General features: G+C 57.9%; 11 protein-coding genes and 1 riboswitch. Of the genes, 4 read left to right on the top strand and 7 right to left on the bottom strand.

Annotation, left to right across the window (positions count from 1 at the left end; all coding sequences use genetic code 11):
* Window positions 1-95 precede the first annotated feature (95 nt).
* From pulA to gcvH, 5 genes are all read right to left on the bottom strand, one after another.
* A complete protein-coding gene (gene pulA, locus HOP44_RS00405; RefSeq protein ID WP_172249574.1) occupies window positions 96-3,293 on the bottom strand; it encodes a type I pullulanase in 3,198 nt (1,065 codons plus the stop codon).
* A gap of 329 nt (window positions 3,294-3,622) precedes the next feature.
* A complete protein-coding gene (locus HOP44_RS00400) occupies window positions 3,623-4,153 on the bottom strand; it encodes a GNAT family N-acetyltransferase (protein WP_172249572.1) in 531 nt (176 codons plus the stop codon).
* Window positions 4,154-4,248: 95 nt separating this feature from the next.
* Complete coding sequence (locus HOP44_RS00395) at window positions 4,249-5,097, bottom strand: SDR family oxidoreductase (RefSeq protein WP_343059678.1); 849 nt, start codon at window positions 5,095-5,097, stop codon at window positions 4,249-4,251.
* 148 nt (window positions 5,098-5,245) lie between these two features.
* Complete coding sequence (locus HOP44_RS00390) at window positions 5,246-5,674, bottom strand: SMI1/KNR4 family protein (protein ID WP_172249570.1); 429 nt, start codon at window positions 5,672-5,674, stop codon at window positions 5,246-5,248.
* 171 nt (window positions 5,675-5,845) lie between these two features.
* Window positions 5,846-6,238, bottom strand: coding sequence for a glycine cleavage system protein GcvH (gcvH, locus tag HOP44_RS00385; protein ID WP_172249568.1), 393 nt, complete (start codon window positions 6,236-6,238; stop codon window positions 5,846-5,848).
* Window positions 6,239-6,483: 245 nt separating this feature from the next.
* Window positions 6,484-6,624: riboswitch (glycine riboswitch) on the top strand.
* Window positions 6,625-6,881: 257 nt separating this feature from the next.
* Between gcvH and gcvT the strand changes: the two genes are divergently transcribed.
* From gcvT to def, 4 genes are all read left to right on the top strand, one after another.
* Window positions 6,882-8,054, top strand: a complete 1,173-nt coding sequence (gcvT, locus tag HOP44_RS00380) for a glycine cleavage system aminomethyltransferase GcvT (RefSeq protein ID WP_172249566.1) — start codon at window positions 6,882-6,884, stop codon at window positions 8,052-8,054.
* The gene (gene gcvPA, locus HOP44_RS00375; protein ID WP_281367760.1) at window positions 8,051-9,406 is read left to right on the top strand and encodes an aminomethyl-transferring glycine dehydrogenase subunit GcvPA; all 1,356 of its coding nucleotides are present in this window, start codon (window positions 8,051-8,053) and stop codon (window positions 9,404-9,406) included. Before gcvT ends, gcvPA begins: the two co-directional genes overlap by 4 nt.
* Window positions 9,403-10,911, top strand: coding sequence for an aminomethyl-transferring glycine dehydrogenase subunit GcvPB (gcvPB, locus tag HOP44_RS00370; RefSeq protein WP_172249564.1), 1,509 nt, complete (start codon window positions 9,403-9,405; stop codon window positions 10,909-10,911). Before gcvPA ends, gcvPB begins: the two co-directional genes overlap by 4 nt.
* Window positions 10,912-11,101: 190 nt before the next feature.
* The gene (def, locus tag HOP44_RS00365; RefSeq protein ID WP_172249562.1) at window positions 11,102-11,701 is read left to right on the top strand and encodes a peptide deformylase; all 600 of its coding nucleotides are present in this window, start codon (window positions 11,102-11,104) and stop codon (window positions 11,699-11,701) included.
* A 499-nt stretch (window positions 11,702-12,200) separates the two neighbouring features.
* On the opposite strand, the gene ptsP is transcribed toward def, so the two are convergent.
* Window positions 12,201-13,913: a phosphoenolpyruvate--protein phosphotransferase gene (gene ptsP / locus HOP44_RS00360; RefSeq protein WP_172249560.1), complete on the bottom strand. Its 1,713-nt coding sequence runs from the start codon at window positions 13,911-13,913 to the stop codon at window positions 12,201-12,203.
* Window positions 13,906-14,181 (bottom strand): HPr family phosphocarrier protein, encoded by a 276-nt coding sequence (locus HOP44_RS00355; protein WP_088489220.1) that lies wholly within the window; start codon window positions 14,179-14,181, stop codon window positions 13,906-13,908. Before HOP44_RS00355 ends, ptsP begins: the two co-directional genes overlap by 8 nt.
* Window positions 14,182-14,368 lie beyond the last annotated feature (187 nt).

Genomic DNA, 14,368 nt, shown 5'->3' with positions numbered 1-14,368 from the left:
GAATAGGATCGGCCGGAATCGGCATGAACGCAAACAAAGAACCTTCGGCGAGCAGCCGAAGGTTCTTTGTTTGTCGTCTATGGCCTATCGGGTGTTCAAATCCCCGCGCCGAAGTCCCCGCCGCTTTTCGGCGACTGGGTGCCGTCGCCGGCTTCCGCTTGTTCTTCGCTGTCCGTGCCGGAACGGTTCTCCGCCGCTTCGACCGTCGCCGGCGGTTCCGATTCGGATCCCCCGGACTGAACTTCCGTCGAACCGGAATCCGCTTCGCCTGGCAGTTCGGCTTCTTCCGCCTGTCCCGTTCCGTGATCCGCGGCATCTACTGCCGGATCGGAGCTTGACTCCGCCCGCTCGGCGGCTTCCTGCTCCAGCCGGGCAAACTTCTCCTGTTCCGCCGGAATATCGGCTTCATCCAGCGCTTCCGCCGAGACGCGGAATTCGCCGCTGCGAATCCGGATCCGAATCCAATCGCCGGTAATCGCTCCGAGGTCGATATACCGGTCGGCCGCAATATCTTTCTTCTCCCATTCCTCGTGCCGAACTATAAAGCCCAGGCTGTTGGCATCGGGTGCCACTTCCAACAAGGCGGACGCCGTATCGCCCTTAATATCGGCAAAGTCGACTCTGCGGCTGCCGAAAGCTGCCCCCCACATCCATAGGTTCCAGCCCGCATAATCGCGGTCGTCCCGTTCGTATTCCAGAATGAGACGGCGAAGCTCGTAATCGCGCACTTCCAGCGCAAGCTGTGCCTGTACGCCATCGCCGAATACCGAGATGACCGCACGGCCCGGTTTTACTCCCGTAACCCGGCCTGCTTGATTTACCGTGGCGATCCCTACGTCGCTGGAACGCCATTCCAGACGCGAAGCCGACATGGGATTGCCGAACGGGTCTTTGGGCTCGGCCCGCAGTTTCAGACTGCGCCCCACGTACAGACGTCTCACTTCGTCTTCCATGACGATTCCGATCTGATGCAGCGTCCGGCGCTCGATCAGAATCGCGGTACTGCTCTGCATGTCGCCGCATACGGCCGTAATCAGCGCCCGTCCCATTCCGATTGCCCAGGCCGATCCGTCGCGCCGGATGATAATCTTCTCGGGATCGGAAGAATGATAGGAGACTTCCGCTTCCGGCATCCGGCGTCCGCGCTGGTCGCGTACGGTCGCCTGCAGGAACAATTTTTCGCCCGGTTGTACGACACCCGGCATATTCTCCCATTCCAGCAGCGAAGGCTCGGGCGTGTAATCGTCTTCCTCATCGTAGAGCACCATGCTCGACAGGGCGGGCACCTGTACGAAATCGGACGCTTCGCCCAGCACCTGCGTTCCGGCGCGGCGCGAATCGACCACGATTTTCCATGAGCGCGCACGGGCAGGCAGTTCGATCGTTTGTTCCGACTCCGAAGCGTTGTGCACGACCGCAATGGTCCGCCACAGATCGCCGCCCGCGTGATCGTTCAGCATAAAGCCCACAACGCCGCCGTGCATACGGAACACGTCCATATGTTTCTCGATATCGCCGCGCGTCTTGAGCCGGAATGCCCGGTGGGAACGTCTCAGCTCGATCAGGCCGCGAATATAATCGGTAACCGTATGGAATCGGTCTTTGTTGGTCCAGCGGATCGCGTTGACGACATCCGGACTGCGATAGCTGTTATGATCGCCGAATTTGCTGCGCAGCATCTCGTCGCCCGCACTGATAAACGGAATGCCCTGCGAAGTGAGGACGAGGCCGTAAGCGAGCAGCTGTCTTTTGACCAGATCGTGTTCCAGCGGATCTTCGCTCAAGATACGATACGGGTCGCACGCCGCTACGGCATCGGCCGCGTCTTCGCCGGATGCGGGTTTGCCGTTGTCAAACTCGACCAGTCCCGCAGCTTCCCACTGCCCGCGCGACTTGACCAGTTTGTCCCACAAGATCAAATTGTCGTGCGCGGTCACATAGTTGACGCTTTCTGCCGGTTCCGCGGCAAAATCGTGGACCGAACCGCGTATTCCCTGGGCGATCTCGCCTTCCTTATCCGGCGCGCCGCTGATAAATCCCGTTCCCCAGCCATCGCCGTCGCCTTTGATCGCGTTGCGGAAGTTATCGTTGAATACGGCGAATCCTCCGCCCTGCTGGGAACCTTTGAGCGTCGGTTCACGCAGCGGAGTGTCCAGGGCCGTCCACGGCTCGCCATAGATCAGCATCGTCGGATCGATCTTCTCGTGCAGTACCGAAGCGATCGTTCGCATCGTTGTGGTATCGATCAGCCCCATCAGATCGAACCGGAAACCGTCGAGATGATACTCTTCCGCCCAATACAGCAGCGAATCGAGGATATATTTGCGCACCATCGGCCGCTCCGTCGCCAGTTCATTGCCGACTCCCGAGCCGTTGCTGAGCTGTCCGTACTTGTTGAACCGGTAAAAATACCCCGGTACTACCGGATCGAAAGGCCCGTCTTCCACCGAAAACGTATGGTTGAACACCACATCCACCACGACCCGGATCCCGCGGGCATGCAGGGACTGCACCAGCTTTTTGAGCTCGCGTATTCTCGATTCCGGATTGCGCGGGTCGGAAGCGTATGAACCTTCCGGCACATTGTAATTCTGCGGATCGTAACCCCAGTTGTACGATTCCGTTGTCACGTCGCACTCGTTGACCGTGCAGAAATCGTAAACCGGCAGCAGATGAACATGCGTGACGCCCAGCTCCTCCAGATGATCGATGCCGATTTTTCGTCCTTCCTTCGTCTGGATGCCCGCTTCCGCAAATGCGAGATACTGTCCGGAATGATTCATCTTCGCATCTTCGGAAGCCGAAAAATCGCGTACATGCAGCTCGTAAATGACCGAGTCGACCGGATGGCGCAGCGGAGGCCGGATATCGCTTTCCCAGCCTTCCGGATCGGTGCGCTTCATGTTGACGATCGCTCCGCGCTGACCGTTCGCCGAAGCCGCTTTGGCGTATGGATCGATCACGTACCGGTTGTGCGCTTGCTCGCCCATTTTGTACGTGATGTGATACAGGTAATAATGGCCTTCGAGGTCCCCGGGCACCACGATACTCCATACGCCGTATTCGTCTTCTTCCATGGTCAGTTCGCGCCCGCCCGAATGGTCGGTCACCCGGCCTAGCGCGTCGTACTGCCCTTCGTCTTCGTAAAGCGCAACGCGCACTTTCTCCGCCCCCGGTACCCATACCTTGAACGTGCTGTACTGCGGGGAAAACGTCAGCCCCAAATCCCCGTAAGGATAGGCTTCGAAATCGGGACAATCCAATGTGTCGTTAAAATTCAGCGTATCGGCCATGTCCGTTCCCCCTTTGTTCGGACGTCCCGCTTCTTCGCACGGACGTCTTGATCGCTTCGTTTCTGTTATCCGCCTTCTGTGCATGCAAACGTTTCTTTCCGTTGAAAAAGGCCTCCGACCGAACGAAACCGCAGAACCCGGAATTCCCGGACACCGCTTTTGCGCGCCGAGTTCCCGCTCCTTTTTCCGTTCGGCTTCCGCCTTTGTTTTCTTGCTTGTCTTGCTCCCTATATATTTGGACGAAAAAAGCCGGACGGACGCACCTTTTCCACACTTTTTCTTCGCCAAACTCCCTTTCGTATCCTAATTTGGCCCTACGGTTGGTTACCCTATCCGCGGATTCGCAGACCCAAAATCACCAGATCGCGCTCCACGCCGTCCAACACGGCTACGCGCGGCAGATGTCCCCACGATTCGAAGCCGTATTTGCGCAGCAGACCGATGCTCGGCTCATTGTGCCCGAAAACGAAACCGAGCAGCGTATCGACGCCGAGCGCCGGACTTTCGGCTATCGCTTTCTCCAGCAGACGGCTGCCCGCGCCCGTGCCCCGCAGCGACTCGTCCACATAGATACTGACTTCCGCCGTCGCATTGTAGGCCGGCCGTCCGTAGAAAGACTGAAGACTGATCCAGGCCGCAACCCGTCCGTTTTGCCGCATCACCCACAAGGGACGGCGCGAAGGTTCATGTTCTGCAAACCAGGCATGCCGGCTTTCTACCGTAATCGGCTCGAGATCGGCGGTGACTTTGCGTCCGGGAATGGTCGAATTGTAAATGTCCACGATTGCCGGCAGATCTTCGAATGCCGCCAGTTCGATAACCGGCGTTTGATCGGATGTCGCTTTGTTGGATGTCGTCATGTTATAGTCCCCCATTATGGATTGGCCGATGCCGCCGCATATTTTCCGGTTCGGCCGATGTCTTTTTCTATTTGCGATTCGGTGCTTTCGGTTCGTTAACGCAGTCCCACCTCGCGCTCGCTCCACTCCCACAGCTTAAGGGCCGTGTCGTCGTCTTCCGCTTTCCGGTCCAGGGATTTCGGACGGCGCCGGTAAAAGTACTCGCGCGAGATCCCTTCCACTTCCGGGCTGTCCGCCAGATACACGGCTGTCGAAGCTCCCTGTTCGGGCGTTTGGAACGAAGGCATCCGGCCGAGTGCGCGATAAACGCCCTGGCCGAATCCCGTCCCCCGGTCCACGCCCAATTGGGTGAGAACCGCGCCGGGATGCAGCGCATTGACGGCAATGCCGTCATCGTACACCCGCAGCGCCAATTCGCGCGCGAACAGAATATTGGCCAATTTGGATTGTCCGTAGGATTTGACGACGTTGTAACTTGTGCGCAGATGCGGATCTTCAAAGTGAATCCGGCCCGCTTTGTAGGCGCCCGAAGCTACGACGACAATTCGTCCGCCGGCCGAAGCTTTCACCAGATCAAGCAGCAGATGGGTCGACAGAAAATGTCCCAGATGATTGACTCCCAGTGCCAGTTCGAAACCGTCCGCCGTCTCCCGGCGTTTGGGGCTGACTACCCCGGCATTGTTAATCAGCACATCCAGGGCGGAAACCCGACTGCGAACTTCATCGGCGAAGCGCCGGATCGAAGCCAGATCGGCCAGATCGCAGAGCACCAGCTCGGCGCAGCCTGGGCCGCCTGCCTCTTCCACCCGCCGAAGAGCTTGACGGCCGCGTTCGAGACTTCGGCAGGCCATGATCACCCGGTATCCCCGCTTGGCCAATTCGACCGAAGCAGCCAGGCCCATGCCGGAATTCGCGCCGGTTACAAGCACCGTTTTTCGTATCACCGCGTTCTCCTCCTTCGGATCTTTCCAAGTCGTACTGCCGCATAATCGCTTATCCCCCATCATAAACCAGGGCCCCGCCGCGTGACAATCCGTACAGCCTCCAAATCCGAATAAGCCCGCGCAGAATGCGCAGGCTTATCTACAACTCTCAGGCTTCGCCAAGCAGCATCATAAAGCGCTCAAACGAATCTTCGACGGGAACGAGTTCTTCGCCGTCCATCAGAAAAATATAAATGCGGTGCCGATACATCCCGGGCTGCAGCCCGATCAGAAAACAGCTGCCGCCCTGATCGTAAGCGAACGGGAACAATCCCGGCAGCTGCGGAAAAGATTCCAGCAGGTCCATATACAGCCGTTCGGCCGGAAGCTCTCCGTACCGGATCGGCTCGAATCCGCCAAAAGCGATCCGCTGCCGCTCCATCTGCGCCTCCGGCAGATAACCGCCATTGAACTGCAGATAGTGGGCTTTGAACGCAGCAGGGAATTCAAAACCGAAACGCCGCTCCAGCTCCGCAAAATCCGGTTCCCCGATCGGCGGTTCGCAGTCTTCGCAGAAAATCGGATAATCAGGCTCCATGAACAACGCCTCCTTGCTTCTTCTGCAGCACGCCGCGCAAAACGCCAAAATGGGCAGCAAACGAAGCGTTTTTGAACGCCTGCCGTTTGCTGCCCCGTTTATAGGGATATGAATCGGTGCGGGCGAACGCCAGATACCGCCCGCATACCCCGCCTGCCGGATTCGATCCGCTTAGTCCTGCTGCTCCGCTTCGTACTGCTCCGGAGTCAGAAGCCCGGCAAGCCGATCTTCCGCTTCGCCGTCCGGCTCGATTTCGATCATCCAGCCTTCGCCGTACGGTGCGCTGTTGACGAGTTCCGGCTCGGTTTCAAGCGCTCCGTTGACTGCGGCTACGGTACCGCCCACCGGACAATACAGTTCCGCGACCGTTTTGACCGATTCGATCGAACCGACTTCGCCTTCCGCTGTGACCGCAGCACCTTCGGCCGGAACTTCAACGAATACGATATCGCCCAGCTGATGCTGCGCAAAATCGGTAATGCCCAACCGCAGATTGCCGTTCGACAGCTTTTCGACCCACTCGTGATTCTTGGTATAGTACAGACCCGCTTTGATTTCGCTCATTGTCCATTTCGCTCCATTTCGGTTTATTGCCGAACATTCGGCTGGATTATTCTTTTTGATGTTCGGGAATTTCTAATACTTTTAGCTTACGGCAGCCTATTTGGCGTGTCAATGTTCCTCACAATATTTTTCGAACGCTTTAAAGTTTTGTTGACAACGGGGTGCCGCATCCCTTAATAATTAGGATAAAGCATTTGATCCGCATTTGGCAAAACACGAACGTTCGACGATTGACGCATAGGCGAGTGAAAGCATAGGGAGAGAGCGCCGGGAGCCGATTGGGCTTGCGCGGGCGCCGCCGAAGGAGTAAACCGGACATTGGCGCAAGGTCTATGGACCTCGCCTCAAGCGGTGAATCTCTCAGGCAAAAGGACCTGTGCCGGACGCCACTCTGGAGAGCATCCGCGCAGCCGGAATTTTCGAACCCGGACCGCAGGCGGATCACCCAAGGGGAAACCTGCCGCACGTCCCGATCGCACTTGATCGGAGTTAGGCGGCGGGGTAACTCTCAGGTACCAAGGACAGAGCCCTTTCGATCAGGCCCTTTTTCCGTATGGACGGAAAAGAGAGCCGGTCTTTGGGGACCTGTCCTTTTTCGCGCTATCCAATACCAAATCCGATTTCCTAAGGAGACTCTTACACGATGACTTCTCTCAAGCGTACCCCGCTCTACCCGCTGTATGCGGAGACCGGCGAACCCCGCTGCATCGATTTCGGGGGCTGGGACCTGCCCGTTCAGTTCTTCGGTATCCAAAAAGAACACGAGGCCGTACGTGAACGCGCGGGATTGTTCGATGTCTCGCATATGGGCGAGTTCATCCTCAGCGGCGAAGGTGTCCGTGAATTCTTGTCCAAGCTGATCACAGGCGATATCGCTTCGCTGGAAGACGGCCGGGTGATGTATACGTTCATGTGCTACGAAAACGGAGGCGTCGTGGACGATCTGCTCGTTTATCAAATTCGCGAAGGGCATTACATGCTCGTCGTCAATGCGGGCAATATCGACAAAGACGCGCAGTGGATCCAGTCGCACATGCCCGAGTCGGTCCAATTCCGCGATGCTTCCGAAGGCACCGCGCTGATCGCGCTGCAGGGTCCGGCTTCGCTGAAGATTCTCAAGAAAGTCTGCAACGAACCGGCGCTCGACGATCTCAAGCCGTTTCACTTTATCGAAACAGGCGTATTCGAAGGAACGCTGGCTTACATTTCCCGCACCGGCTATACCGGCGAAGACGGCTTCGAGATCTACGCCGCTCCCGAATTCGCTGCCGCAATCTGGCGCGATCTGATTGCTGCCGGAGAACCGTTCGGTCTGCTGCCGTGCGGGCTCGGTGCCCGCGACACGCTGCGCTTCGAAGCCAAGCTGCCGCTGTACGGGCAGGAGCTGTCGGCGGACATCACGCCGCTCGAAGCGGGCCTCGGCTACTTCGTGAAGCTCGGCAAAGGCGATTTTATCGGCCGCGAAGCGCTGGCCGCCCAGAAGGAAGCGGGCGTGCCGCGCAAGCTCGTCGGCCTGGAAATGATCGACCGCGGCATCGCGCGCTCGCATTATCCCGTCTTCGCCGAAGGACGCCGGATCGGCGAAGTGACGACCGGCACGCAGTCGCCGACGCTCAAGCGCAATCTGGCGCTGGCGCTGATCGAAACGGAATTCGCGGCGATCGGCACGAAGATCGAAGTCGAGATCCGCGGCAGAAAGCTGCAGGCCGAAGTCGTCAAAGCTCCTTTTTACAAAAACACCCCGGCGCACAAAGCGCTGATTCAACATAACCCGTCCGACAACGTCCAATCCGAAAAGGGAGTGAATACGCCTTGAAGAAACACCGTTATATTCCGATGACCGAGCAGAACGAACGCGATATGCTCGCCGCCGTGGGCGCGCAAAGCATGGAGGACCTGTTCGTCGACATTCCGAAAAACGTCCGTTACGAAGGTACGCTGCCGATGTCCGGCGCCCTGGACGAAGCGGCGCTGCTGCGCCACATGACGCAGCTCGCCGGCAAAAACGCCGACAGCGACCGCTACGCCAGCTTCCTCGGAGCCGGGCTGTACGATCACCAGGTTCCGGTCGTCATCAACCATGTCATCTCTCGCTCGGAATTTTATACGGCTTACACACCGTACCAACCGGAAGTGAGCCAGGGCGAGCTGCAGGCAATCTTCGAGTTCCAATCGTATATCTGCGAGCTGACCGGCATGGAAGTCGCCAACGCCAGCATGTACGACGGCGCGACGGCGATGGCCGAAGCGGCTTCGCTCGCAAGCGGCGCCACCAAACGCAAAAAGATCATTATCGCGAGCACGGTGCACCCGGAGACCCGGGCGGTCGTACGCACGTACGCGTACGGACTCGGCATCGAAGTAGTCGAAGCCGGCTTCGAGAACGGCGTGACCGACCTGAAGCAGCTGGAAAACATGATCGACGGCGATACCGCGGCTGTACTCGTTCAATCGCCGAACTTTTTCGGCGCCGTGGAAAACGTCAAAAGCATCGGCGAGCTCGTCCATGCGCAAAAAGGACTGCTGGTCGTCAGCGCGAATCCGCTGTCGCTCGGCCTGCTGGAAGCGCCGGGCCGGCTCGGCGCGGATATCACGGTCGGCGACGCGCAGCCGCTCGGCATCTCCGGTTCGTACGGCGGACCGACCTGCGGCTATTTCGCCGTCTCCAAAGCGCTCATGCGCAAAATTCCCGGCCGCATCGTCGGCCAGACGACCGACAAGAACGGCAAGCGCGGCTTCGTGCTGACGCTTCAGGCGCGCGAGCAGCATATCCGCCGCGACAAAGCGACGTCGAACATCTGCTCCAACCAGGCGCTGCTCGCTTTGTCCGCTTCGGTCTATCTGTCCGTTATGGGCCGCCAGGGCATGATCGACGTCTGCGACCTGAACCTCAAAAAAGCCCATTACGCCGCCAAACAGCTCGGTTCGATCCACGACGTGAAGCCCGCTTTCACTTCGCCGTTCTTCAACGAGTTCGTGCTGAAGCTGCCGGAAGGCACGGACATCGACGCCCTGAACGAAAAACTGCTGGAAGAAGGCTTCATCGGCGGCTATAACCTGTCGCGCGAATATCCGGAACTGGGCAGCGCCCTGCTGATCGCCGTCACCGAAAGACGTTCCAAGGAAGACATCGACCGCTTCGCGGAAATTTTGGAGGGAAGTCTATGAACACGAGCCTCGATCTGACGACGCCGACAGGCCTCGACGCCAAAGAAGATTGCTCCCTGATTTTCGAACTCAGCACCCCCGGCCGCGTCGCCTATTCGCTGCCGGACTGCGACGTGCCGTTCAGCGAAGAAGAAGCCGCGGACTGGCTCCCGGCCGAATTCAAGCGCAGCGATGCCGCCGCCCTGCCGGAAGTGTACGAAGTCGACGTCATCCGCCATTACACGGGACTGTCCCGCCGCAACTTCGGCGTGGACAACGGCTTCTATCCGCTCGGCTCCTGCACGATGAAATACAACCCGAAGATCAACGAAGACGTGGCACGCTATGCCGGCTTCGCCAAGATTCACCCGTATCAGCCGGTATCGAGCGCGCAGGGCGCGCTTGAGCTGATGTACACGCTCCAAAGCGACCTGGCCGCGCTGACCGGCATGGACGCCGTTACGCTCCAGCCGGCCGCCGGCGCGCATGGCGAATGGGCGGGCCTGATGATGATCCGCAGCTACCACGAAGAGCGCGGCGAACATCAGCGCACCAAAGTAATCGTGCCGGACTCTTCGCACGGTACCAATCCGGCGAGCGCGACCGTGGCCGGCTTCGAGACGGTGACCATTCCGTCGAACGCCAAAGGCATGGTCGATCTCGACACGCTGCGCGCCGCCGTCGGTTCCGATACGGCCGCCCTCATGCTGACCAACCCGAGCACGCTCGGACTGTTCGAAGAACAAATCGTCGAAATCGCGCAGATCGTGCACGAAGCGGGCGGCCTGCTCTATTACGACGGTGCCAACTCCAACGCGATCATGGGCATCACGCGTCCGGGCGACATGGGCTTCGACGTCGTGCATCTCAATCTGCATAAGACGATGAGCACGCCGCACGGCGGCGGAGGTCCCGGCGCGGGTCCGGTCGGCGTCAAGTCGATCCTGATCCCGTACCTGCCGGCTCCGATCGTCGAGAAGCTGGCAGACGGTTCGTACGGTTTGGCCGCTCCCTCCCCGACTTCGATCGGCCGCGTTAAAGCGTATTACGGCAACTTCGGCATTCTCGTGCGCGCGTATGCCTATATCCGCACCTACGGTCCGGACGGCCTGCGCCGCGTCTCCGAATGCGCCGTGCTCAACGCCAACTATATGATGACCCGCCTCAAAGACCATTACGAAGTGCCGTTCGCCGGTCCGTGCAAACACGAATTCGTCATGAGCGGCAGCGGACTGAAAAAATACGGCGTGCGCACGCTGGATGTCGCCAAGCGGCTGCTCGATTTCGGGTATCACCCGCCGACCATCTATTTCCCGCTCAACGTCGAAGAATGCATCATGATCGAGCCGACCGAGACGGAAAGCAAAGAAACGCTCGACGGCTTTATCGACACGATGATCCGGATCGCCAAGGAAGCCGAAGAAAATCCGGAACTTCTGCTGAACGCGCCTTACACGACGCCGGTCACCCGTCTCGACGAGACGAACGCCGCGCGCAAGCCGGTCCTAAACTGCGCCTGCAGCTAAAGCCTAAACGGAAGGCTCAACCTTGCCATCCGTTTCTCCCCGCCGCTTTCCCGGATTTTTCCGGCAAAGCGGCTTTTCTTTTGAGGCGGGCCGCTTCATAATAGAAGAAGGTCCGCTTATTGCGCGTTACGCAGGTCCGGCGGCCGTTTGACCCCAACAAATTTTCAGGAAGCCGAGGTATATCACGATTATGTCACTCACCGATAAAGATTACCGAATTACAATGGACGATATCGTCCGCGAAGGCCACGAGATTCTGCGCCGCAAAGTTGCGGAAGTGGAATTCCCTCTTTCCGACGAAGACCGGAATGCCATGGATGCGATGATGCGTTATCTCAAAGAAAGCCAAGACGACGAACTGGCCGAGAAGTACGGACTGCGTGCGGGTGTAGGCATTTCCGCCAACCAGGTTGGCCTCGATCGCCGGATGTTCGCGGTGCTGTTCACGGATATCATGGAAGACGAAGAAGAAAATCCGACCTTGTACGAATATAAGCTGTTCAATCCGAAAATCGTCAGCCACTCCGCGGCGATGACGTATCTGCCGGACGGCGAAGGCTGCCTGTCCGTCGACCGCCCGGTCGAAGGCATCGTCCCCCGCTACGAGAAAATCAAACTCAAAGCCTACGACGAGAACGGCAAGGAACTGCTGCTGAAGCTCAAAGGGTATCCCGCAATCGTCATGCAGCATGAGCTGGATCACCTGAACGGCGTGATGTTCTACGACCATATCAACGAAAGCGATCCGCAGGCGGAGCCGAAAGGCGTGAATATTCAAAGTCTGTGGTAGGAGGCGGGGAACCGGACGATGCTTAGCTATGGCCGGGTAAATCCTATTCGCTAGGGGCGCCACAGGGGCTGACAGAGAAATTTCGCTGCGGTCGCGTGTTGCACGGAGGAAGCTGGAACAGGCTTCAAGCGGCCGCTTCCCCCGTACAAAGGCGAACGCTATCGCTCCTTCGCCGGAATTTCTCTTCTGCCCATTCGAGCTTAACCGATCAAAAACTTTCCTCCAAGCCAAAAAGAACCGGCAGACCTCTGCCGGTTCTTTTTTTGTGTGGAAAAATAAACAAGCTTGCGGATATTTCTGCTCGCCCAATCCGCCTTTTGGCCTTTTGATGCTGCCTAACTTTTGCCGAATCAGCAGCCGCTTCAAACAAAAAAATCCGGCTCCCTGTAAAGGAACCGGACGGACGCAGCTTCGGCGTGCCAAGATGCTCGGCGAACACGCCGGAGCGACAGAGATCATACAGACCTAACGTAAGGTACGAAATGCGTAAAGCCCTTAATCAGGCTTGGATCGCTTCGACCAAAGCCACAACTTCTTCGGCTGTCGCACATTCCAGTGCTTTCGCTGCCAGTTCCTGCATGTCCGCGCGGGACAATTTGGAGATCTGGCTGCGTGCCGGCAGAATGGAAGTGGCGCTCATGCTGAATTCATCGAGGCCCAGACCCAGCAGCAGCGGAATCGCGACGGAGTCGCCGGCCATTTCGCCGCACATGCCGGCCCATTTGCCTTCTTTGTGCGCCGCTTTGATGACCATGTCAACCAAGCGCAGAATCGAAGGGTTATAAGGCTGGTACAGATAGGAGACGCGTTCGTTCATCCGGTCTGCGGCCATCGTGTACTGGATCAGGTCGTTGGTGCCGATGCTGAAGAAGTCGACTTCTTTTGCAAATTGATCGGCCAGCACGGCAGTCGAAGGAATCTCGACCATGATGCCGAGCTGGATCTCATCCGCCACCGCAATGCCTTCGCTCTTGAGGTTGGCGCGTTCTTCTTCAAGCAGCGCTTTGGCTTCCCGGAACTCGACCAGAGTCGCGATCATCGGGAACATGATGCGCAGATCGCCGTGTACGCTTGCGCGCAGCAGGGCTCTGAGCTGGGTACGGAAGATATCCTGACGATCCAGGCACAAACGGATAGCCCGGAAACCGAGGAACGGGTTCATTTCCTTCGGCAGATCGAGATACGGAAGTTCTTTGTCGCCCCCGATGTCCAATGTGCGGACAACGACCGGCTTGCCTTCCATTTTCTCGAGTACCGTTTTGTAGGCATTGTACTGAACGTCTTCGGACGGCAGTTTGTCGCGGCCCATGTACAGGAATTCCGTCCGGTACAGACCTACGCCTTCGCCGCCGTTATCGAGTACGCCGGCTACGTCGTTCGGCGTGCCGATATTGGCAGCCAGCTCGACATGGACGCCGTCCGTCGACAGAGTCTTTTCGCCGCGCAGTTTGCGCCATTCGGCACGCTGCTCGTCGTATTTGACCTGCTTGTCGCGGTATTCGGCCACCACTTCGTCGCTCGGGTTCACGATGATCTGGCCTTCCAGACCGTCGACGATGACGAGATCGCCCGGCTGTACCTGTTCCAGCACGTTCTTGGTTCCGACAACAGCCGGAATTTCGAGCGAGCGGGCCATGATTGCCGAGTGCGAAGTACGTCCGCCGATGTTCGTCGTAAAGCCTTTGACGTACTTGCGGTTCAACTGGGCCGTATCCGAAGGCGTAAGGTCTTCGGCGATCACGATCACTTCTTCGCTGATTTCCGCGGGATTTTGCACGTTCAGACCGAGCAGATGACCGAGGATCCGTTTAGTGACGTCTTTCATATCCGCCGCACGTTCCTGCAGGTAAACGCTCTTCATGTTCTCGAACATCGTCACGAACTGCTTGGAAGTCTCGTTCAGCGCATAGTCCGCGTTAACCTGATCGTTGACGATCATGTCTTTGACCGGGCTGATCAGCTCGGGATCGTTCAGAATCAGCAGATGCGATTCGAAGATCTCCGCTTTTTGGGCGCCCAGTTCCTGCAGGGTCCGTTCTTTGATGCGCTCAAGTTCAACCTGCGATTTCGCAAGCGCGTCGTCGAGCTTTGCGATTTCCGCTTCCGCATTTTTTACCGTTTGCTGGGTTACGGTGTAATCCGGATGCTCCAGGCGAAACGCTTTAGCGATAGCGATGCCGGCCGAAGCCGCGATTCCGGAAATATTAAGCATTTACTTCGCCCAGACCTTCTCCGACCATTACGTCTTCCAGAGCCTGGAGAGCCGCTGCTTCTTCTTCGCCCTGCGTGATCAGTGTCAGCGTCGATCCTTTTTCCAGACCGAGGGACAGAACGCCAAGGATCGATTTGAGCGTTACGCGTTTGCCGTTGGCTTCCGCGAACGATTCCGTCGATTTGAATTTGTTAGCCGTATTGACCAGTGCCGTTGCCGGACGTGCATGAATACCGTCTTCGTCTACGATTCTGAATGTTTTTTCCATGATAGAGTTCCTCCAATTATGTTCTGTTTTTAAAGTTACCATACTTATTATAGCTTACTTGTCTTCCATTTGCACGCTTGCCTGCTGTTTGCTGATTTAACTGCTTTTGCATGCTTTGCTTCTATAAGGAATCCCGGCGGTGCGAAGCGCGTCCTGAGCCGTTTCGCACCGCGGTGTTCCCTGGTCC

This window comes from Saccharibacillus deserti (assembly GCF_013618475.1).
Taxonomy (GTDB): domain Bacteria; phylum Bacillota; class Bacilli; order Paenibacillales; family Paenibacillaceae; genus Saccharibacillus; species Saccharibacillus deserti.
The sequence above is the reverse complement of the archived record's forward strand: the minus strand, read 5'-3'. Positions and strand labels throughout refer to the sequence as shown.